This window comes from Stenotrophomonas sp. ATCM1_4 (assembly GCF_004348115.1).
Classification (GTDB): Bacteria; Pseudomonadota; Gammaproteobacteria; order Xanthomonadales; family Xanthomonadaceae; genus Stenotrophomonas; species Stenotrophomonas capsici.
Window position 1 is genome coordinate 1,438,543 of record NZ_QPFB01000001.1, and the last position, 21,202, is coordinate 1,459,744.

At 68.3% G+C, this 21,202-nt stretch carries 20 protein-coding genes; 6 read left to right on the top strand and 14 right to left on the bottom strand.

Annotated features, from left to right (window positions below; all coding sequences use genetic code 11):
- Positions 1-28: 28 nt before the first annotated feature.
- From ATCM_RS06870 to ATCM_RS06880, 3 genes are all read left to right on the top strand, one after another.
- Positions 29-430, top strand: a complete 402-nt coding sequence (locus ATCM_RS06870) for a hypothetical protein (protein ID WP_132863651.1) — start codon at positions 29-31, stop codon at positions 428-430.
- A 3-nt stretch (positions 431-433) separates the two neighbouring features.
- Complete coding sequence (locus ATCM_RS06875) at positions 434-877, top strand: 3-dehydroquinate dehydratase (RefSeq protein ID WP_132863653.1); 444 nt, start codon at positions 434-436, stop codon at positions 875-877.
- Between the two features lie 141 nt (positions 878-1,018).
- The gene (locus ATCM_RS06880; RefSeq protein ID WP_132863654.1) at positions 1,019-1,243 is read left to right on the top strand and encodes a hypothetical protein; all 225 of its coding nucleotides are present in this window, start codon (positions 1,019-1,021) and stop codon (positions 1,241-1,243) included.
- 86 nt (positions 1,244-1,329) lie between these two features.
- Here the strand turns inward: ATCM_RS06880 and dcp are convergent, their stop codons facing one another.
- The 8 genes from dcp to ATCM_RS06920 form a co-directional block, all read right to left on the bottom strand.
- Positions 1,330-3,489 (bottom strand): peptidyl-dipeptidase Dcp, encoded by a 2,160-nt coding sequence (gene dcp / locus ATCM_RS06885; RefSeq protein ID WP_132863655.1) that lies wholly within the window; start codon positions 3,487-3,489, stop codon positions 1,330-1,332.
- Between the two features lie 115 nt (positions 3,490-3,604).
- Positions 3,605-4,207, bottom strand: coding sequence for a lysophospholipid acyltransferase family protein (locus ATCM_RS06890; RefSeq protein ID WP_132863657.1), 603 nt, complete (start codon positions 4,205-4,207; stop codon positions 3,605-3,607).
- A gap of 3 nt (positions 4,208-4,210) precedes the next feature.
- Entirely contained in the window at positions 4,211-4,642 is a 432-nt protein-coding gene (arfB, locus tag ATCM_RS06895) for an alternative ribosome rescue aminoacyl-tRNA hydrolase ArfB (RefSeq protein WP_132863658.1), read from the bottom strand.
- Between the two features lie 122 nt (positions 4,643-4,764).
- Complete coding sequence (locus ATCM_RS06900; protein WP_132863660.1) at positions 4,765-5,715, bottom strand: hypothetical protein; 951 nt, start codon at positions 5,713-5,715, stop codon at positions 4,765-4,767.
- Positions 5,712-8,084 carry an LTA synthase family protein gene (locus tag ATCM_RS06905; RefSeq protein WP_132863661.1) on the bottom strand — a complete coding sequence of 791 codons (2,373 nt, stop codon included), beginning with the start codon at positions 8,082-8,084 and terminating at the stop codon, positions 5,712-5,714. Before ATCM_RS06905 ends, ATCM_RS06900 begins: the two co-directional genes overlap by 4 nt.
- 19 nt (positions 8,085-8,103) lie before the next feature.
- Positions 8,104-9,396, bottom strand: coding sequence for a YaiO family outer membrane beta-barrel protein (locus ATCM_RS06910; protein WP_132863662.1), 1,293 nt, complete (start codon positions 9,394-9,396; stop codon positions 8,104-8,106).
- Positions 9,393-10,901, bottom strand: coding sequence for a glycosyltransferase (locus ATCM_RS06915; RefSeq protein WP_132863664.1), 1,509 nt, complete (start codon positions 10,899-10,901; stop codon positions 9,393-9,395). Before ATCM_RS06915 ends, ATCM_RS06910 begins: the two co-directional genes overlap by 4 nt.
- Positions 10,898-11,956, bottom strand: coding sequence for a HEAT repeat domain-containing protein (locus ATCM_RS06920; RefSeq protein ID WP_132863665.1), 1,059 nt, complete (start codon positions 11,954-11,956; stop codon positions 10,898-10,900). The genes ATCM_RS06915 and ATCM_RS06920 overlap by 4 nt, the downstream gene beginning before the upstream one ends.
- Positions 11,957-12,253: 297 nt before the next feature.
- Between ATCM_RS06920 and ATCM_RS06925 the strand changes: the two genes are divergently transcribed.
- Positions 12,254-12,790, top strand: a complete 537-nt coding sequence (locus ATCM_RS06925; protein ID WP_132863666.1) for a DUF2059 domain-containing protein — start codon at positions 12,254-12,256, stop codon at positions 12,788-12,790.
- A 159-nt stretch (positions 12,791-12,949) separates the two neighbouring features.
- Here the strand turns inward: ATCM_RS06925 and ATCM_RS06930 are convergent, their stop codons facing one another.
- The 3 genes from ATCM_RS06930 to ATCM_RS06940 are packed head-to-tail and all read right to left on the bottom strand — an operon-like array spanning position 12,950 to position 16,016.
- A complete protein-coding gene (locus ATCM_RS06930; protein ID WP_132863667.1) occupies positions 12,950-13,684 on the bottom strand; it encodes a pseudouridine synthase in 735 nt (244 codons plus the stop codon).
- Between the two features lie 8 nt (positions 13,685-13,692).
- On the bottom strand, positions 13,693-15,360 hold the full coding sequence (gene ubiB / locus ATCM_RS06935; protein ID WP_132863668.1) for a ubiquinone biosynthesis regulatory protein kinase UbiB: 1,668 nt from the start codon (positions 15,358-15,360) through the stop codon (positions 13,693-13,695).
- Positions 15,357-16,016, bottom strand: coding sequence for an SCP2 sterol-binding domain-containing protein (locus ATCM_RS06940; protein ID WP_132863669.1), 660 nt, complete (start codon positions 16,014-16,016; stop codon positions 15,357-15,359). Before ATCM_RS06940 ends, ubiB begins: the two co-directional genes overlap by 4 nt.
- Positions 16,017-16,294: 278 nt before the next feature.
- Between ATCM_RS06940 and ddlA the strand changes: the two genes are divergently transcribed.
- Positions 16,295-17,401 carry a D-alanine--D-alanine ligase gene (gene ddlA / locus ATCM_RS06945; protein ID WP_132863671.1) on the top strand — a complete coding sequence of 369 codons (1,107 nt, stop codon included), beginning with the start codon at positions 16,295-16,297 and terminating at the stop codon, positions 17,399-17,401.
- Complete coding sequence (locus ATCM_RS06950) at positions 17,398-17,901, top strand: GNAT family N-acetyltransferase (RefSeq protein ID WP_132863672.1); 504 nt, start codon at positions 17,398-17,400, stop codon at positions 17,899-17,901. The genes ddlA and ATCM_RS06950 overlap by 4 nt, the downstream gene beginning before the upstream one ends.
- A 69-nt stretch (positions 17,902-17,970) precedes the next feature.
- Here ATCM_RS06950 and ATCM_RS06955 read toward each other — a convergent pair whose 3' ends face one another.
- The 3 genes from ATCM_RS06955 to oleC all read right to left on the bottom strand — a co-directional run bounded on the left by ATCM_RS06955 (position 17,971) and on the right by oleC (position 21,106).
- Complete coding sequence (locus ATCM_RS06955; RefSeq protein WP_104940304.1) at positions 17,971-18,126, bottom strand: DUF1328 domain-containing protein; 156 nt, start codon at positions 18,124-18,126, stop codon at positions 17,971-17,973.
- A gap of 96 nt (positions 18,127-18,222) precedes the next feature.
- Positions 18,223-19,209, bottom strand: a complete 987-nt coding sequence (gene oleD, locus ATCM_RS06960; protein ID WP_132863673.1) for a 2-alkyl-3-oxoalkanoate reductase — start codon at positions 19,207-19,209, stop codon at positions 18,223-18,225.
- A gap of 250 nt (positions 19,210-19,459) precedes the next feature.
- A complete protein-coding gene (gene oleC, locus ATCM_RS06965; protein ID WP_132863675.1) occupies positions 19,460-21,106 on the bottom strand; it encodes an olefin beta-lactone synthetase in 1,647 nt (548 codons plus the stop codon).
- Between the last annotated feature and the right edge of the window lie 96 nt (positions 21,107-21,202).

The following is a 21,202-nucleotide window of genomic DNA, read 5'->3' on the forward strand; positions in this document are numbered from 1 at the left end:
GCCAGACGGCGCTCCGCAAAGGTGTCACATGAGCATCCTGTTGATCCGGCAAGCACCGCAGGACGTGCCGCCGGCACCGCTCCCGGCCCGCATCGGTGGCCACGCACTGCACTGCCACGAAGGCGATTCACTGCCGGCCCTGCTCGATGGCCTGCACCAGGCGCGGGACACACGGCCTGCGTGGGTGCTGATCGAAACGGCCGTGGCAGGCGCGCCGCAATGGGACCAGCACGGCCAAGCCCTGCTGGCGGCACTGGAGGCACTGCCCGTGCCCTACATCGAAATGGTGCGCAACGATGCCGATGCGCTCGACACCCACCTGCACCCGCAGCACGCACCGGCAGTGGTGGTCTGCACCGCGCAACGCGACCAGGCCTGCCAACTGTCGCTGGCCATCGCCGCGCGTCGCCTGCAGGCAATGGAGGCCTGAGCCATGTCGATCAACATCGTGCGCGGCCCCCAGGGCAGCGGGGCGCTGCAACGCGCCGCCGCGCCGCTGCCGGAGGCGGTGATGCACTCGCTGGTGCAGCGCGCCCTGGACAGCGGCACCAGCATCGCCGTGCGTGACTGCCACTGCGAACAGGAACTGCTGGAAGCGTTGTGCGTGGCCGACCACAGCCCCGGCGAGGTCACCCTGCTCGCGCCCGGTGCCTGTGTGGGCAGCACACGCCTGCAGCGGCTGCTGCCGCGCCTGCACACCACCTACATCGAAGTGCATGACGACGACGGCCAGGAACCGCGCCTGCCTGCCGCGGACGGCCACCGTCTCGGCGTGGCACAGGGCTTCCGCGCACAGAGCTACGTGCTGGCGCTGGAGATGGCACTGGAACACCTGGGCTGCAACGAGGCCGGCAACCGCGTGCATGTGGGCACCTGAAACCCGCAGGAGTGACCTCCGCCGCGAAGCCATTGATACATGACGTCGTTCTTCAACATGCAGTTGCACACGTCCTGTACGCATCACCAGTGCCTGCTTCGCGGCCAAGGCCGCTCCTGCCTGGCTGGACGGATATCGCCGATGGACACCATGGACCTGAACCACGGGCACCACTACCTGGCCGGCTACGAAATCTACGTGGACGGCCACCCCTTCTGGTGGGGGCACCTTGCACTGCGCATCGACATCGCAGACCCGCTGCTGCACGACCCGCAGGGGGTGCTGGATCGGCTGTGTGCGATGGCCGCGCAACGCCATGACGTGGCCGCCTCGCAGGTGCGGCTGAAGATGATCAGCCGGTTGTAGGCCGCTCCCGTGACGGCGCCGCATGCACGAACGGCAGGGTTTCCCCTGCCGTTCGTCGTTTCAATCAAACCACTGTGATGCCGCGATCACTTCAGGCCGCGGTTGTGCAGCAGCGGCTCCACGCTCGGGTCCTTGCCGCGGAAGTCGCGGTAGGCCGTGGCCAGGTCGCGGGTGTTGCCGATGGACAGGATCTTGTCGCGGAACACCTGGCCGTTCTCACGGGTCAGGCCACCGTTTTCCTTGAACCACTCGAAGGCGTCATGGTCGATCATCTCCGCCCAGAAGTAGGCGTAGTAACCGGCCGAGTAACCGCCACCCCAGATGTGGTCGAAGTAGCTGCTGCGGTAACGCGGCGGCACCTGCGCCAGGTCCACCTTGTAACGCTTGAGCGCATCGGCCTCGAACGTGTCCACGTCCTGCTGCGGAGCATCGGCCGCCTGCGTGTGCCAGGCCAGGTCCAGCAGCGCCGCCGACAGGTATTCGGTGGTCATGTAGCCCTGGTTGAAGGTCTTGGCCTTGGCGATCTTGTCCACCAGCGCCTGCGGCATCGCTTCCTTGCTCTGGTAGTGCTTGGCGTAGTTGGCGAACACCTTCGGGTCCGACGCCCAGTGCTCGTTGAACTGCGAGGGGAACTCGACGAAGTCGCGCGGCACCGCGGTGCCGGCCACGCTCGGGTACCTGGTGTTGGAGAACATGCCATGCAGGGCGTGGCCGAACTCGTGGAACATCGTGGTCACGTCGTCCCAGCTCAGCAGCGCCGGCTGGCCGGCGGCGGGCTTGGTGAAGTTGCACACGTTGTAGACCACCGGCTTGGTGCCGGTCAGGCCGTTCTGCTCGACGAACACGTCCATCCACGCACCGCCGGACTTGCTGTCACGCTTGAAGTAATCGGCGTAGAACAGCGCCAGCGGCTTGCCGTCGGCGTCGCTGACCTCGAACACGCGCACGTCCGGGTTGTACACCGGCAGGTCCTTGCGCTCCTTGAAGGTCAGGCCGTACAGCTGGTTGGCGGCGTAGAAGACGCCGTTCTGCAGCACGTTGTCCAGCTCGAAGTACGGCTTGATCTGCGACTCGTCCAGGTCGTACTTGGCCTTGCGCACCTGCTCGGCGTAGAAGTCCCAGTCCGAGGCCGCGGCCTTGAAGCCACCCTTCTGCGCGTCGATCACCTGCTGGATCTCGGCCAGTTCCCCCCGCGCCTTGGCGGTGGCCGCCGGCACGGTGTCGGTCAACAGCTTCAGCGCGTTGGCCGGGTTCTGCGCCATCTGGTCGGTCAGGTTGTAGGCGGCGTAGTTCGGGAAGCCAAGCAGCTTGGCCTTGGCCGCGCGCAGCTGGGCCAGGCGCTGGATGATGCGGCGGGTGTCGTTGGCGTCACCGTGCTCGGTGCGGGTCTCGGAGGCTTCCAGCACCTTGGCGCGCACGTCGCGGTCCTGCAGCGACATCAACGCCGGCTGCTGGGTGGTGTTCTGCAGGCTCAGCACCCACTTGCCGTCGAGCTTGCGCTCCTTGGCGGTACCTTCGGCGGCGGCGATGTCGGCCTCGGACAGGCCGGCCAGCTGCGCCTTGTCATCCAGGGTCACCGCGCCGGCGGCGGTGGCCGCCACCAGCTTGTTGTGGAAGTCGTTGGAGAGCGTGGCTTCCTCGGCGTTGTACTGCTTCAGGGTTTCCTTGTCGGCGTCGTTGAGCTCGGCGCCGGCCTTGACGAAGCCCTTGTAGGTCTCCTCGACCACGCGCAGCTGCTCGGCGTCGAGCCCGGCGCTGGCGCGTGCGTCGTATACCGCCTTCACGCGCGCGAAGAGCTTGGCATCGAGATAGATGGCATCGCTGTGCGCGGCCAGCTTCGGCACCACGTCTTCCTGGATCTTCTGGCGCTCGGGGTTGGTATCAGCCTGCACCACGCTGAAGAACACGCGGCTGACGCGGTCCAGGATTTCACCGGACTGCTCCATCGGCAGCAGCGTGTTGTCGAAGGTGGCCGGCTGGGTGTTGTCGGTGATCTGCTTGATCTGCGCCAGGTGCTGGCGCATGCCTTCCTCGAAGGCCGGCAGGTAGTCACTGTCCTTGATCTTGTCGAACGCCGGGGCCTGGAACGGCAGGCTGCTGGCGGTCATGAACGGGTTGGTCGAGGCGTCGGCCGGCTGGCCGGCCTGGGCGGGGGCGTTGGCGCTCACGGGGGTGGTGGACTCCTTGCCGGAACAGGCCGCCAGCGCAAGGCTGATGGCAGCGGCCAGAACTACGGTACGCGACATGAAACGGCTCCTTGGGAACGGGCTTCGAACAGCCCATCACCCTACTCCGATCACCGGTTTCCAGCATGTGCCGATGGTGGCGCCTTGGGCCTGGCCGGCCCCGTCGCACGGCCGCTCAGGTAGTGCCGCGGTTGCGGCCCTGCCACGGCCGGTACCAGGCGCGGATGGCCGCCATGTCGGCCACGTCGTCACCGCTGGTGTGGAACGGCGGGCCGAAGCCGATCACCCGTTCGGTGTAGTGGAAATAGGCCGGGATCACCGGCACCTGGGCGGTGCGCGCGATGCGCAGGAATCCGGTCTTCCACTCCTTGACCGGCTTGCGCGTGCCTTCCGGGGCCAGCGCGAACCAGATCCGGTCGCTGCCCTGGATCATCGCCACCGCCTGCCCGACCGTGCCCTGCGGCGAGCTGCGGTCCAGCGGCACCACGCCCAGCCCGCGCAGCACGCTGCCCAGCGGCCACCAGAACAGCTTGTCCTTGCCCAGGATGCGCGCTTCCACGCCCAGCGCCATCTTGGCCGCCAGCCCCCACAGCCCGTCCCAGTTGGAGGTATGCGGCGCGGCGATCACCACCGCCTTGGACAGGTCCGGGATCGGGCCGCGGATGCGCCAGCCGCCCAGGCGCAGCACGGTGCGCCCCAGCCAACGGACGAACGCATTGGGTTTGACCCTGGGCACATTGGACGGAATGACGGGCACCACGGGCTCGGAATGGCTCAAGTACTACTCCCAATTGCGGGTTGAACGGCCGCGCTTGACCTGGGCGCGTTCCTTTTTCTGGTCCAGCCGGCGCAGCTTGGAACCGTAGGTGGGCTTGGTCGCCACCCGCGCCTTGCGCACCGACAGGCTGGTCTGGATGAAGGCCACCAGCCGCTCGCGGGCATCCTGACGGTTGCGGTCCTGGGTGCGGAAGCGCTGGGCGTCGATCACCAGCACGCCCTCGCCGGTCATGCGGCGGTCGCGGCGTGCCAGCAGGCGCTGCCGCAACGGCTCGGGCAGCGAGGGCGAGCCGGCCACGTCGAAGCGCAGTTCCACCGCGGTGGATACCTTGTTCACGTTCTGCCCGCCGGCCCCGCTGGCGCGCACGAAGCGTTCGACGATCTCCGTTTCCGGTATCGCCAGCTGCGCCGAGATTTCGATCAGGCCTGTCCCCATCGGCGCATTGTAAGCAGCCGACCCATGCCGGGCCATGCTCGGCGGGCGTGCTCGGCGGAAGTCCCTATCGAACCCTCTCCCTGTACGGCCGGGGAAGGCGGCACAGGCGGCCCGGAGAGAACTCAGCGCGCCGGCGCCGGATCCCACTCCCGCGCTTCCCAACGCCGCCAGGCGCGGTAATGGTGGATGGCGAAGCCGGCGAACGACGGCTCCTTGCGCAAGGCACGCTCCACCTTGGCCACTTCCTGCTCGAACACCTTCGGCCCTTCCTCGTCGAAGGTGACCTTGTCGATCTCGTTCGGCGACACCTCCAGCCCGATCACCACCTTCCTGCCCACCTGGTTGGCATAGGCGATCTCGCTGGCCGCATGCGAAAGAATGCTGTCGCTGCCTTCGGCCTTGTCGCGGTAGTCCATCAGCGCGACGTAGTCATACAGGTCGATGGTGTGTTCGCTGACCGGGCGGCGCCTGCCCTTCCACTCCAGCTCGATGCCATCGAGCCAGAACGGTATCGCCGGCCCCACGCTCAAGGTCGCGCCATGCGCATGCTTGATCTGCATCAACGCATCGCTCATGTCCAGGAAGCCGGCGAGCAGGCCCTCGCGGGTGTCCTCGTCCCATGCATCCAGGATGTGCGGCTCGATGTCCAGGTTGGCGCCGTCGAAGCGCGCCGTCTCCGGCACGCTGGCGTTGTACTCGACCACCCGCCGGAACATCGCCTCGGCCTGCGCGCGATGCGAAGGCAGCACGTAGTTCTCGGTGTTCAGGTAGGCCGAACCGAGCAGCGCGTAGACCTTCATGCCCTGCGCATGCATGCGCTCGATGAAGGCACGGTACAGCTGCGGCTGCTCCACGATCAGGTTGCGGCCCTGGTAGGCATCGGCATACAGGTACAGCGTGTCGACATGCCGGGGCTTGAGGTAAGCGATGGCCTCCTCGGCCACGGCCGGATCCTCGACCAGCGCATACGACTCCGCTTCCCAGGTCCAGAACGCGCGGCTGGCGGGGCTGGCCGCCGTGGCCGGCAGCGCGCACATCAACCAGACCAGGCCACCGGCCCACAGCGACCTCATGGCGCGCTCCCGCCGGCGGTGGCGGCACCGGCCTCCACCGGCAGGTGGTAGCGGCCGATGCCGACCGGCTTGCCGTTGTCCGGGTCGGACGGGAACACCGACACGAAGCAGCGGCCGGCGCATGCCTGCGGATAGGGCAGCAGCAGCTGCACCTGCTGTTTGCCGCCGACCGGCAGCTGCACGGCGCTGCCGTACACCTCCTTCAACTCGCGGCCATCGTCGGTCGCCAGCACGGCCAGCGGCACGAACGGCTTGCTCGGGACCGCGTCGCCATTGCTGAACACCGCCGTCAGCTGCACGCCCTCGCCGATGCGCGCCACCTGCGCGGACTCCATGCCCACGCCGTGCGCGGTCGGTGCGACCACCGCCAGGGCATCCGGCCGTGCCGGTGCCTGGTACGCCACCAGCGGCGCATTGGCACCGTCCGGGGTCAATGCCCGCCGCTGCATGAAGATCGCATTGGCCTGCACGTAATGCGCCCGTCGCGCGGCTACCCAGTCACGCACCGCGGGATCGTCGGCTTCGGCCAGGTGCATGCCGTCCTGCAGCTCGTACAGCTTGCCCTCGCGCAGCCACCAGCGTTCGGCCAGGTACTCCGGCGCGCTGGTCTTGGTCTGCTGCAGCGGCAGCGCATGGATGTTGCGGAAGCTCTCGGCCATGTCCAGGCCGGTGCCCAGCCACGGCGTCCGCGCCGGGCGTTGCAGGCCGTAGGTATTGGACAGCAGCGCCACCAGCGACGGCGTCACGTCCAGCTGCGAGGACACCGCACGCACGCGCCGCGGCTGCTTGAGCAGGGGCGAGAAGATGATCAGCGGCACGTGGTAGCGGTCCACGTGCTCGCCCATCGGGATCTCCGGCAGGCGATGGTCGCCGGTCACCACGAAGATGGTGTTGGCGTACCACGGTGCACTGGCCACGCTGTCGAAGTAACGGCGCAGCTGGTCATCGGTGTACAGGATGGTGCTGTACTCCGCGGCGTTGGCGCGGTACGCCGGCAGTTGCGCGGCGGGCACCTGCAACGCCTGCAGGCGCTGTTCCAGCCGCACACGGTAGGCCTCCTGGCCGGGGAACGCGTAGCTGGTGTGCATCGAGATGGTCTGGATCGCCACCAGGAACGGGGTCTGCAGGCGGTTGCTGTCGGCCAGCACGCGCGAGACCAGCTCCTTGTCCGGATAGCCCCAGGCACTGAAGGGGTTGCGCTGATAGCCGTCGCCGAAGGAGTTCATGTCCACCAGCTGCTGGACCTGCTGCAGCTGCATGTACCCCTTCTCGTCGTCGAAGGCGGTGTCGGTGCCGTTGTAGAAGGCGGTGTGGTAACCCTGCTGGCCGAGCACGCTGAACAACCCCGGATGCGCCGGCATGCCGGCCCCCAGCGCGGTGAAGCCCTGCTCGGCGAACGGGGCCGAGCCGAACAACGTCGGCAGGACGCCGAAGGTCCGGCCCTGGTTGGCCAGGAAGTTGTCGAAGTACAGGCTGCGCGTGGCCAGTTCGTCGAGGAACGGCGTGAAGCTGCCCAACGATGCCTGCGGCCCGGAGAACGAACGCCCCAGGCCCTCGACCACGATCACCACCACGTTCGGCCGGCTGCCGTCGCGGGTCGGCGAGAAGTAGTCACCCAGCGTGTCGGGGGTCGACTCCTGGCGCAGGAACGGGTACTGCGGATCCAGCGCCGGCAACTGCGTGGCTGCGGCCACCTGCGGCGGCGAAACGATGCCTGCGCCGTCCCGGCGCCAGCGCCATACATCGCCACTGAACCAGGCCAGCTTGTTGCAGGCCAGGCCGCGTGCGGCATCATCGCTCAACACCTTGGCCCCGGCCGGCAGCGGCAGCAGCCATGCGGCAATGCCGGCGACCAGCAGTACCGTCGTGGCCAGCGTCGAGCCCCGCCCGTCGCGGCGATGCCAGAGCAGCAGGCCCAGCCATAGCACCACCAGCGGCAGCACCAGGGCGAGCACGCCGCGCGGGTTGAGCGCTGCACCATCGGCCAGCGTGGTGCGGATTTCCGCCGTGCTGTAACCGAACAGGTCCGCGCCCAGGGGCACCTGCGCCACCTGGTAGTACTGGTCGAGCATGGCCTGCACCACCAGCAGCAATGACCACACCACCGCCAGCAGCAGCACGCGCGGCACGCGCCGGCGGATCGCCAGCACCGGCAGGCTCACCAGCAGCAGCAACGGCACCAGCCGCAGCAGCACCAGGCCGGCCTGCGCCAGCGCGATGCCCGCGATGGCCCACCGCTGGTTGCCGTCCCAGCTCGCGCCCTGGAGGCCATTGAGCACCGCGCCGGCCACCAGCACCGCCTGCGCCAGCAACAGTGCCGGGAAGGCGGAGGAGAAACGCGACCACGCATTGCCGTTGTGTTCGGTCATCGTCATCACCGCGGCCCGGCTACCAGCGCGTGTACAGCGACGCGGAGACACGCTGCTCGTCGTAGCCGCCGTCGTCATCGGCATAGCCGAGCCCGATCTTGAAGCCCCAGTTCGGCGCGAAGTAGTGCTTCCATGCCACCCCGACCGCGGCGTTGCTGTCGCGCACCACGGTGCCGAAGCGGTCCATGTCGGTGCTGCGGCCGCTGCTGGCGCTGACCTCCAGGTAGTCGTCGGCATCGCCCTTGTAGTAGTTGCGCAGCAGCACGCGGTGGCTCCAGCTGCCATTGCCGACGCCGGGCACGTGCTGCAGCTTGTAGCGGCCGTACCAGTTGCCGACGTAGCGCCCCACGCCGATCCCGTAGAACTCGGTATCGCCGGAGAAGCGCAGGTGGTCGACGCTGGCCGACAGCTCCCAGCCACTGCCCACGCCCTGGAACACTTCCGCGCGCCAGGCCTGGCGCGGCAGCACCCCGCCGAAAGGTCCGTGCTGGTAACGCAGGTTGGCATAGGCGCGCGGCCACAACGGGACGTAGCCATCCAGTGCCCAGGCCGTATCGCGGGTGCCGAAATGATCGGCGCGCAACAGCTCCAGGCCCAGCGAGCCGCGGCTGAACTGGCGGCGCACGGTCAGGTCGGCGTCGTTCCAGCTTTCCCGGTCACCGCTGAAGCCGGTGTGGTCCCAACCCGCGCTGGCGCTCCAGCGGTAGCCGGCGACGATCACGTCCGGGTTGGACAGGCGCGGCAACAGGCTCTGCTGCAGGCCGGCGATCTCGCCGGGATCGGCGCCCAGGCCGGCGGCGGCATCGAAGTCGGCGCGCGCCGCTTCGCGCTGCCCGGCATCGCGCAGGGCGCGCCCGCGGGCGATGCGCGCGGCCGGGTCCTGCGGTGCCAGTTCCACCCAATGGGAATAGGCGCCGGCGGCCTGTTGCGGACGGTCGCTCCAGCGGTACACGTCACCCAGCGCCGACCACGCGTCGGCATAGGTCGGGCTCTTTTCCACCACCGCGCGCAGGTCGTTCTCCGCCGCCGCATACTGGCCGTCCCACGCGTAGGTGCGCCCACGTGCCAGCAACAGGTCGCCATTGCCGGGATGCTCGACCAGCAGGGCCGTGTAGCGTGCCAGGGCCTCGGCACGCTGCCCGCCGGTGGCCAGTGCCTGCACCTGGCGCATCTGCACGGTGAGCGCGTCCGGCTCGGCATCCTGCGCCATCGCGGTGGCACTGCAGCTGGCCAGCACCAGCAGCAGCGCCACGTGCAGCGTGCGGGGAGTGGAAGGCGGTTGCATGGCCAATGAATCGCTCCTGGTCTTCATGGTAGGTGGCTCCCTTCCGGCGCATGCGGTTGGCTCGCCGGCTCCGCACCGGCCGCGTTCTGCTGCCAGGAACCATCGCGGCTGACATGTCCCCAGCTATGGCGCCGACGCCGGCTGAACAACCAGCGCATGGTGCCGACGAAGCGCCAGCAGGAATTGATCTGACGGTAGCCGAAGTTCTCCAGCACCGCGACGACGAACATCCGCAGCTGCTGCAATGGCCGCTTGTACAGGCCGAAGGACAGCTCCTCCAGCAGCATCGCGTTGACCGAGAGCAGGATGCCCATGCCCACCGCGGCGGCCAGGAACACCAGGAACACATCCAGCGGCACCAGCCCCACCAGTGCCAGCACGATCATCGAGACATAGCCGATCACCTCGATCACCGGGCCCAGGAACTCGAACACCAGCATGAACGGAAACGCCACCCATCCAGCCGCGCCACCGTGGCGGCTGAACATCAGCCGGATGTTCGACCACAGGCTCTCGGCCAGGCCGCGTTGCCAGCGCACGCGCTGGTTGCGCAGCGAGGCCAGGTCGGTCGGTGCCTCGGTCCAGCACACCGGGTCGGGCACGAACACGATGCGGTAGTCGCGCTGTTCCTCGCGCAAGTTGCGATGCAGGCGGATCACCAGATCCATGTCCTCGCCCACGGTATCGGTGCGATAGCCACCGATGGCGATCACCCGTTCCTTGTAGAACACCCCGAACGCGCCGGAGATGATCAGCAGGGCATTCATCGGCGACCAGCCCATGCGCCCGAACAGGAACGCGCGCAGGTACTCCACCAGCTGGAAGCTGGGCAGCAGGCGGCGGGGCAGGCCGACTTCGGACAACATGCCGTCCTTGACCGTGCAGCCGTTGAGCACGCGCACCACGCCACCGCTGGCCATCACCCGGCGGTCCTCCAGGAACGGGCGCACCACCCGCGAGAGGCTTTCCGGCTGCAGGATGCTGTCGGCGTCGATCACGCAGAACAGCGGGTAGCGCACGCAGTTGATCCCGGCATTGATCGCATCGGCCTTGCCGCCGTTGGCCTTGTCGACCATGCGCACGCGCGGGTAGCGGGCCGAGGCATAGACGCCCTTGACCAGCTCGGTGTGCAGGCGCGCGCGATAGGCCTCCGGTACCAGCACCAGGCCGAAGGCCTCGATCAATGCCTCGCGGGTGCGGTCGCTGGAACCGTCGTTGACCACCACGATCTCGAAGTCGGGGTAGCTGGTCTTGAGCAGCGAACGCACCGAGGACACCACCGAGGTTTCCTCGTTGTAGGCCGGCAGCACGATGCTGACCGGCGGCTGGTACTCGCGCAGCGCCGCCGGCAGGTAGTTGGCCCGGTATTCGCGCATGTAGCGCACGATCTGGTAGGCGGAGATGTAGTTGAGCACCAGGTAGGCCAGGTTGATCGCCACGAAGTAGGCGACGAACAGCCACTGCAGCGCGGCCAGCTGCTGCAGCCATGGCAACTGCTGCAGATACTCCACGAAGGATTGCCAGTAGTTCATGTCGCCCCCCTGAGCCCGTGCTCGGACAACACCTGGTCGATGATGTCGCGGCCGAAGGCATCCCCCTGCCGCTGCTGCACCTTGCGCATGGCCTCCACGCCGTTGCCGCTCAGCGCCATCAGCGCCTGCGCCGCGCGGTAGCGCACCCACCACACGCTGTCGGCCAGCAACGGCTCCAGCCGCGCGGCGTCGGCGGCCTCACCGATGCGGCCCAGCGCGACCGCCGCATGCATGCGGACATGCCAGCGCGAGGCCGCAAGGAACCCGATCACCCGCTCACGCTCGTGGCGGTCGTTCACCAGCTGCAGGCAGACCGAGATGATGTGGTCGTCGACGTGCCCGTCCAGCAGCTGCCGGAGCACGCCGCTGGCGCGTTGCGGATCGATGTCGGCCAGGAAGCGCACCAGCTTCACCGTGGTATCGGCGTTGGCACGCAGCAATGCATTGCCGAGCTCGCGGGCGGCGCTGCCGTCCTTGTTCTCGGCCAGGATGCGCGCGACGTTGCCCGGCACCCAGTCCTCGCGCTCGGACACCAGTGGCACGAACATCGCCATCGCGCGGGGCGGGTCCACCTGGGCCAGCGCACGCGCCGCGCACAGCGACACGATCGGGCTGCGGTCGGTCAGGAACGGCGACAGCCGGTCGAACAGGCGACGGTCGCGCAGGTGGCCCAGGGCGATGATGGTCATCGCGCGGTCGTGGTAGCTGCCGCGCAGCAGCCGTGGCGAGACCTCCTCCAGCCCGACCCGCTGCCCGACCGGGACCAGGCGCCGTGCGGCCTCCTCCGGCAGTGATTCGTGCAGGGCGTTCCAGGCGTCGACGAAGCCCTGCACTTCACCCGGCTGCAGCCGCTGCACCTCCACCGGCCCCAGCAGGGCCTGCTGCAGCACCCGCGTCCAGTGTTCGCGTGCCTGCAGGTCGCGTTGCTCGCGGCGCTGCGCGCGCATTCTCAGGATCACGATGAGGGTCAACAGCACGCACGCGAGCAGCAGGGTCAGCACCGCGACCCAGCCCGCGATCATCACGACAGTCGACCCCTTGGCCAGCTCTTCCATCGCCCTTCCCCCCATTGATGCAGGAGCCTGGCTACCGTGCCTGCCCCTCCCCTGTGTCGCACCTTCAGGCAGAGCCTACGCCGAAAAATGTGATTTACATCTCATTTTCCGTAAAATTTTCATCCAGGTGACATCTTGATCTGCTAGGCCCTTCACGCAGATTTATGTTTTTACATTGAAAACAACAACTTGCCGAAAACATCCGGTCACACGTCCGGTCGGCCGGGCCAGGCGAGCGGCACGCCGATGCTGCACCGCAGGTATGCTCCGGGCATGCCCCGGACTCCAGGAAGGCCCATGTCTGCACATCGCACCGTCCGTTCCCGCCTCACGCCCCTGCTGCTGGCCGGCAGCCTGCTGCTGGCCGGCATCGCGCCCGCCCTGGCCACGCCACCGTCGGACAGCGACATCAACCGCCTGCTCGCCGCCTCGCGTGCGCAGAACATGCTCGACGCGATGCTGCCGCAGATGGAAGCCATGCAGCAGCAGCAGTTCGCCCAGCTCAGCGGCAACCAGCAGCTGAGCCCGGAGCAGAAGCAACGCATCCAGCGCATCCAGCAGCGCACCTCGCAGACCATGCGCGAAGCGCTGTCTTGGTCGCAGATGCGGCCGATGTACGTGGACCTGTACAAGCGTTCGTTCTCGAAGGAGGACGTGCTGGCGATGGCCGAGTTCTACGAGAGCCCGGCCGGCCAGAGCCTGCTCGACAAGACCCCGACGCTGATGCAGAACCTGATGGTCGCCATCCAGCAGAAGATGACGCCGCTGCTGGCGGACCTGGAGAAGGACCTGCAGCAGATCGTCAATGAACCCGAGGCCAAGGGCGGGAAGTAAGCGAAAGAAGAAGCAACGACACCCCGCCTGGTCCTGCCCTTGGCGATGCCAAGGGAGGAGGCGGGAACGTGGCGATCACTGTGATCGGACCGACCTGCAGGAACCGTCCCTTCCTGCGCAGCAGGGCGGGGTGTAGTCGGGGGCAACGGCCCCCTCACCTCATGGCTGCAGCGACCAACCGAACAGCTCCATCGCCTTGCCGAACTCGCGATCCAGCGGCGCGCTCACGTCCACCCGGCCGCCCTGCGGATGCGGGAACGCCAGGCGCTCGGCGTGCAGCAGCATGCGGTGCACGCCCTGCATGCGGAACGTGCGGTTATGCCGCCCGTCACCATGGCTGGTATCGCCGATCAGGTGATGGAACAGGTGCTTGAGGTGCCGGCGGATCTGGCGGAAACGCCCGGTCTGCGGCTGGCAGCGCAGCAACGCATAGCGCGAGGTCGGGAAGCCGTTCGAGGGAATCGGCAGCTCGCCGGTCAACAGCTTCTGGAAATGGGTGATGGCCGGCTTCTTGACCGGCTTGCCCGGGCCGCCGTCCAGGTCGTGGTCGACGGTGAACGCATCTTCGGCCGGCCAGCCCCGGCACACGGCCAGGTAGTCCTTGCTGACTTCGCCGCCCATCAATGCCTTGCCCAGCGCACTGGCGGTCTCGCGGTCGAAGGCCAGCAGCAGGCAGCCGCTGGTGGCACGGTCCAGCCGGTGCACCAGGAAGATCGGCTTGCCCAGCTGCGCGCGCAGGCGGTCGGCGAGGAAGTCATCCTCGCCGCGGGCCAGCTTGCTGTCGTGGACCATCAGCCCGGCCGGCTTGTTCACCACCGCCAGCCATTGATCCTCGTACAACAACGGCAACGGCTCGAACACGACCTCCGCATCGGTGGCTTCGGTGGCTTCCATCGCCGCGCTCATCGCCGCAACCAGGCCGACGCCAGCGCCAGCACGCCCACGCCGCCGGTGATCCACGACCACAGCGGCACCGAGGCCAGCAGCGGGCCACCGGTCTGCAGCCCGTACAGCAGCGCCGACACCACCACCAGGCCGACGCCGGTCACCGCGGTGACCACGCGCCGCTGCATGCGGCGCAGGGTCTCGTTGAGGCTGACGATGTCCTGCGAGCGCATCGCCAGCTCGTGCTTGCCCTCGACCTGCTGGCGCAGCCAACTGTGCAGCAGCGCCGGCATGTCCGGGGCCTGGGTCATGATTTCCGGCAGGCGCTTGGCCAGTTCCTTCAGCGCGCGGCGCGGGCTGTAGCGCTCACGCAGGATGCGTTCGAGCACCGGCTTGGCGACCGCCCAGATATCCAGCTGCGGATCGAGCTGGCGGCCCACGCCCTCGATGTTGAGCAGGGTCTTCTGCAGCAGGATCAACTGCGGCTGCAGGGTCAGCTGGTAGCGCTGCGCGGTGCGGAACAGCTTGACCAGCACCTCGGCCAGCGAGATCTGCGACAGCGGGCGGGTGAAGTACGGCTCGCACACCGCGCGCACGGCCGCTTCCAGCTCGTCGATGCGCACCGTGGCCGGCATCCATTGCGCCTGCAGGTGCAGCTCGGCGATGCGCCGGTAGTCGCGGTTGAAGATCGCCATGAAGTTCTCGGCGAGGTAGTACTGATCCTCCTCCGAAAGCTGGCCCATGATGCCGAAATCCAGCGCGATGAAACGCGGGTTGTCGCGGCGCGCCGGGTCGATGTCGACCCAGATGTTGCCGGCGTGCGCATCGGCGTGGAAGAAGTTGTCGCGGAACACCTGCGTGTAGAACACGCGCACGCCCTTGGCCGCCAGCGCCTGGCGGTTGATGCCGGCGGTGTCCAGCGCGGCGATGTCGTCCGAGGGGATGCCCCATACCCGCTCCAGCGTGAGCGCGCGTTCGGCGGTGTGGCTCCAGATCACCTCCGGCACGTACAGGTCATCGGAGTTCTCCCAGAACCGGCGCAGCACGCTGGCATTGGCGCCTTCGCGCTGCAGGTCCAGCTCGGCGGCCAGGGTGGTCTCGATCTCGGCCACCACTTCGCGCGGGCGGATCTTGTCCGCACGCGGATGGGTGCGCTCGACCAGCGCGGCCAGCGACTTGAGCAGGGCGATGTCACCGGCGATCTGCTGCTCGATGTCCGGGCGCAACACCTTGACCACCACCTGGCGGCCACCGTCCAGCGTCGCGGCATGCACCTGCGCGATCGAGGCCGAGGCCAGCGGCGTGGTGTCGAAGCTGGCGAACGCCTCGGTGATCGGCAGGCCCAGTGCCTGTTCGACGATCTGCAGCGCGCGCTCCCCGTCGAACGGCTTGACCCGGTCCTGCAACAGGGTCAGTTCGGCGGCCACGTCCGGCGGCACCAGGTCGCGGCGGGTGGACAGGATCTGCCCGAACTTGACGAAGATCGGCCCCAGCTCCTGCAGCGCCAGACGCAGCCGTGCGCCACGCGAGAGCGAGGCGATGTCGGCACTGGCGCGCGGCACGAACGGCTTGGCCAGGCGCAGCCAGCGCTCCATCGGAGTGCCATCGAGCAGCGCGTCCAGGCGGTAGCGCAGGATCACCCGGCCGATGCGGCTGGCGCGGAACATCGCGCGGGTCGCCTTCATGCGGCACCTCCCAGGCGCTGGCGCAGCCGCGCCACGCGCACGCCCAGGCGCTCGACGTCGTCGCGGATCACGTCCACGTCGTCGTGGAAGGCCTCCAGCTCGGCACGTGGCACCACGTCGCGTGACTCCTCGGTAACGTATTCGGCCGCGCTCTCCGCCAGGTCCCTTGCACTGCGCCGCGCCTGCACCAGCGCCGCGCGCAGGGTCTGCGCGATCTGCACGCCCAGCACCTCGCCGAAGGCCTTGACGAAGGGCTGCTGCCAATCCGGATCGAAGCGGCTGGCCAGCTGCTGCAGCCGGCGCGCCAATTCAGCGTCACCGGACACCTTCACCCGCCCGGCCGGCGCGCTGTTGCCGCGCCGTGCGTTGGCCAGGAACGGCAATTGCGCCAGCACACCACCGAGCGTGCTGCGCACGGCCAGGTCGGCCTCCTGCGCGGGATCGACCGGGCCCACGGTCAGGCGCTGCCCGCTGACGCCGATCTGCATCGCCAGTGCCGGCGATTCCAGGGTCAGGGCGATGCGTTGCCCGTCCAGCGTGGCCAGCGCACTGCGGGTATCCGGGTCCAGGGCCAGCGCACGGTTGAGCGCCACTTCCAGCGCTCGCCCGGCCAGCGGCTTGATGACATTGAAGGGGGATGGAGACATGCCGGGCATTCTACCGAAGCAGGCAACCGGGAATGGCCGTGGTCGGTGACCGGGAACGCGGGGGGCGCATGCGGCCTGCGGCGCGAGGGGCGTTTGGCTGAATGTCACCTTTCCAGACACGCCGGTGCTTTTCGCCGTGGAACGGCAACGGGCACGGGAGCGCGCGAAACCGCCTTGCCCGTTCCTGCTCGCCCGCTCCCCGCAAGAACATTTCCTGTTCCCCCTGCCCCATTCCCTGCTTCATGCTATGCATACCCCTCACAGGCATTCGGCAGGAGCAACAGGCAATGGGCAAGACCCGGGTAGGCATCATCTTCGGCGGTCGTTCGGCCGAACACGAGGTCTCGCTGCAGTCGGCGAAGAACATCCTCGACGCGCTGGACAAGGAGCGGTTCGATGTCAGCCTGATCGGCATCGACAAGCAGGGCCATTGGCACGTCAGCGACCCGCAGCAGTTCCTGCTCAACGCCAACGACCCGGCGCGGATCGCGCTGAACCGTTCCGGCAATGCCGTGGCGGTGCTTCCCGGCCGCGAGCAGGCGCAGCTGGTGCCCAGCGACCCGGCCTCGGCGCTGCAGCAGATCGACGTGGTGTTCCCGATCGTGCACGGCACCCTGGGCGAGGATGGCTCGCTGCAGGGCCTGCTGCGCATGGCCAACCTGCCGTTCGTCGGCTCCGGCGTGCTGGGCTCTGCCGCGGCGATGGACAAGGACGTGACCAAGCGCCTGCTGCGCGACGCCGGCCTGGCCGTCGCCCCGTTTGCCTGCTTCAACCGCAGCACCGCCGCCGGCGCCGACTACGCCACGCTGGTCGCGCAGCTGGGCACGCCGCTGTTCGTCAAGCCCGCCAACCAGGGCTCGTCGGTCGGCGTGAGCAAGGTGCGCAATGCCGGGGAGTTCGCCACCGCCATGGCGCTGGCGCTGTCCTTCGACCACAAGGTGCTGGTGGAATCGGCCATCGTCGGCCGCGAGATCGAATGCGCGGTGCTCGGCAACGACCACCCCGAGGCCAGTGTCTGCGGCGAAGTGGTGGTGCACGACGACTTCTACGCCTATGACACCAAGTACATCAGCGCCAACGGCGCCGAAACGGTGATCCCGGCCGACATCAGCGACGACGCCCAGCAGCGTATCCGCCAGATCGCCATCCGCGCCTACCAGGCGCTGGAGTGCGCCGGCATGGCGCGCGTGGACGTGTTCCTCACCGAGGCCGGCGAGGTGGTCATCAACGAGATCAACACCCTGCCCGGCTTCACCCGGATCAGCATGTATCCCAAGCTGTGGGGCGCCTCCGGCCTGGATTACACCGCGCTGATCACCCGCCTGGTCGAGCTGGCGCTGGAGCGCCATGCCGCCGACAAGGCGCTGTCCAGCTCGATCACCTCCACGCCATGAACCCAGCGCCTGCCGCCGGTGACGCGCCCCGCGCGATCACCGGCGACGACCTGCCGGCACTGCTGGCGTTGAACAACGCCCACGCGCAGGAGCTGTCCTGGCAGGAGCCGGCGGCCTTCGCACGGCTGCTGCGGCAGGCATTCTTCGCCCGCACCTGCGCCGATGCGCAGGCGCTGCTGATCGCGCTGGACCAGGACGCCGACTACGACAACCCCAACTTCGCCTGGCTGTCGGCGCGCTACCGGCGCTTCGTCTACATCGACCGCGTGGTGGTCGACGCGCGGGCGCGCGGCAAGGGGCTGGCACGGCAGCTGTACGCTGCGTTGGCCGCGCACGCACGCCTGCATGGCCATGATTGCCTGGTCTGCGAGATCAACGCCGATCCGCCCAATCCCGCTTCCGTGGCCTTCCACCAGCAGCTCGGCTTCAGGCCGGTGGGTGAAGCCCGCCTGGACAATGGCAAGACGGTGACCTACTTCGCGTGCCTGCTCGCGCCTTGACCGGCGCCCGGCGGCAAACGCAACGGCCCGCCCGGGGACACCCGGGCGGGCCGTTGTGGTTCAAGCGGTTCAGCCCTTCTTGCGGAACAGCGAGATCACCGCAAGGATCAGGAACACCACGAACAGGATCCAGGCGATGTTGCTCGCCGCACCGGCGATGCCACTGAAGCCCAGCAACGCGGCGATGATGGCGATCACGAAGAAGACGACGGCGTAATGAAGCATGGCGACCTCCTGTATATGAAAACAGGGTCCATGCTGGACAAGAGGCGGTGGTCAGACGGTGATGGAGGCGTGAGCGCCGGATGACGACCCTGCGCTTCAGCGACCGGCCGCCAGGCAGCGCAGGCCTTCGGCGATGCTCACCTGCGGGACATAGCCGAAATCGCGGCGCGCCGGTTCCATCGAATACCAATGCGGCGTGCACAGCTGTTCGGCCAGGAAGCGCGTCATCGGCGGCTCGCCGCGCAGCCGCAGCAGCGGCCACAGCCGCTCGCACACCGCGCCGATGCGGTAGGCGGTCTTGAACGAAATGGTCTTGGTCACCGGCGGTGCATCGACCGCGGCCAGCAGCTTGTTGAGCAGCACGCGCATCTCCAGCGGCTCACCGTTGGAGATGAAGTAGGCCTTGCCGGCGCAGGCCGCGCCGACCACCAGGTGATCGAAGGCATCGAAGTGCGCCTGCGCGGCGTTGTCGATGAACGTGGTATCGACCTTGTTGCTGCCATCGCCGACGAAGCGTAACCGGCCGGCGCGGGCACGCTCGGCCAGGCGCGGCACCAACTGGTTGTCGCCCGGGCCCCAGATCAGGCGCGGACGCAATGCTACGGTGGCCAGCTCGGCACCGTTGGCGGCCAGCACTTCCTGCTCGGCGAGGGTCTTGGTGGCCGCATAGGGTGCCTGGAAGTCCTCGCCGTAAGGCACTTCATCCGCACCGAGGCCTTCCACCGGATGGGTCGCGCGATGGGTCACGCTGGGCGTGGAGGTGTAGACCAGCCGGCCGATGCCATGCGCGCGGCACGCGGCCAGCACGTTGCGGGTACCGACCACGTTGGCCTGGAAATAGCTGTCATAACTGCCCCAGGCACCGGCCTTGGCGGCGTTGTGGAAGATCGCGCCAACGCCGGCGGCGGCGTGATGCACCGCATTGGCATCGGCCAGGTCACCCCGGATCTGGCCCACGCCGAGCGCCTGCAGCGCCGGGTAATGGCCGCGATTGAAGCTGAGCACCTCATGCCCGCGCTCGACCAGCCCGCGGCACAAGGCCTGGCCCAGGAACCCACCGCCACCGGTGACAAGAATCTTCATCTGTTCGATCGCCTCTGCTGCCGGCCCCTGTGCCGGCTGTTCGGGTTGCAAGTATCGCAGCAGCGGAGGGCCTGGGGTTTTGGGGATCTGGCCGGAACCGCGTTCTTCCCCTCACCAGTCCTCCCCTTGGCTGTGCCAAAGGGAGGGGGTGGTTCATGCAGGTCGGTCAGGTCATCGCGAAAGCCACGCTTCTGCTCCCTCCCTTTGGCGCAGCCAAGGGGAGGGCCGGGGAGGGGTCGTGCTTTGGGCCCTAAACCCCCAGCTTCTCCGTCGCCCACACCGCCAGCTTCTCGCGCCCGATCTTGGCGTTATGACGGATATCCACCGGAAAACCCGGATGGCGCAGGAACGTGGCAATCCCGGCCAGCGTCGGCTGCGCCGCGGCCAGCGCACGCAACTGCGCTTCCACCTGCACCGCATCGGCGCCCGGCAGCAGCTCGTAGCACAGCACCGGCACCTGGCGGCCCGGCGCGCCCACGCCGACCAGCGCGGTGCGGCGCACGCCGGCGACGGTGTTGAACACCGGCTCGACCTGCTCGGTGTACAGCGGGCCCTGCGCGGTTTCCACGCGCTGGGTCTTGCGCCCGCAGAACCACAGGCGGCCCTGCGCGTCGAACCACCCCACGTCGCCCATGCGGTGCACGATGCGCTCACCGCCATCGCCGAGTACCTCGCGGATCTTCGCCGCGGCCGTGGCCTGCGGACGATTGAAGTAACTGTCGGTGGTGGTCGGGCCAACCACGGTGATCTCGCCTACTTCGCCAACCGGCAACTCGCGCACCCCACTCCACTCCGCGATCGGCGCGTCGGTGATGGCGATGATGCGCACCTGGTTGGGCGGCACCACGCGGCCCACGCAGGTACCGGCACCGGCCTCGGTGGCGCTGCGGGTGTCCTGCAGCTCGCGGCCCTCGATCACCGCCACCGGCAGGCATTCGGTGGCCCCGTACGGCGTCCAGAACTGCGCATGCTCGGGCAGCAGCGCGCGGATCCTGGCTACCGTCTCCGGTGGCACCGGCGCGCCGGCCGAGGTGGCGCGGGTGATCGTCGGCAGCGGCTGGCCGTGTTCGGCCAGCACCCGCATCAACGCCGGCGAGCCGAACAGCTGGGTCACGCCGAAGCGATTGATCGCGTCATGCAGCTTGCGCGGGTCGGCGCTGCCCGGCCGGGTCGGATCCATGTCCGGGATCACCGAGGTCAGGCCCAGCGCCGGGTCGAACAAGGCGAACGGCGGGAAGGTCGGCAGGTCCACGCCACCGGGTTGCATGCCGAAGGCATTGCCCAGCAGCTCCACCTGGCCGACGAAATGGCGGTGGCGGTACACCACGCCCTTGGGCACGCCGGTCGAGCCACTGGTGAACAGGATCGCGGCCACGTCATCGGGCGCGGTATCAACCAGCTGGCTGCCCTTGCCACTGCCGGCCGCCTCCAGCACGGCCAGCGTGGTGCCCCCCCAGCCCCAGCGCCGGCCCACCGTGACCAGGCGGGTGGCGGACTTCGACCAGCCCAGCAGCAGGCGCGCCAGGTGCGCCAGCGGGATACCGATGAAGGCCTGCGCCTGGGCTTCGTCCAGGCATTGGCGCAACGCACGCCTGTCGATGCCCGGGTCGACCAGCACCGGCACCGCGCCGATCTTGAACAGGGCGAACATCAGCAGGAAGAACGCCGGCCCCGGGCGCACCATCACCACCGTGCGCACGCCGCGACCGATGCCATACGCGGCCAACCCGGCACCGATCGCATCGCTGCGCGCATCCAGACTGCGGTAATCCAGGGTCACGTCGTAGGCAGCCATGCCCCCGGGACCGGGTCGGCCCGGACAACGGATGGCGATCTGGTCGGGGCGTTCACGCGCCAGTTCAGGCAGGCGCGCGGCGATATTGCAGTGTTTGTTCATCTTCCTATTGTCGCCGCTGAAGAAAATTCTTGCGCGCGGCCCGGCAGCGTGGAAAATTCCGTGCCTTCCCCATCGCCCCGCTGCCGCCCGAAGGCC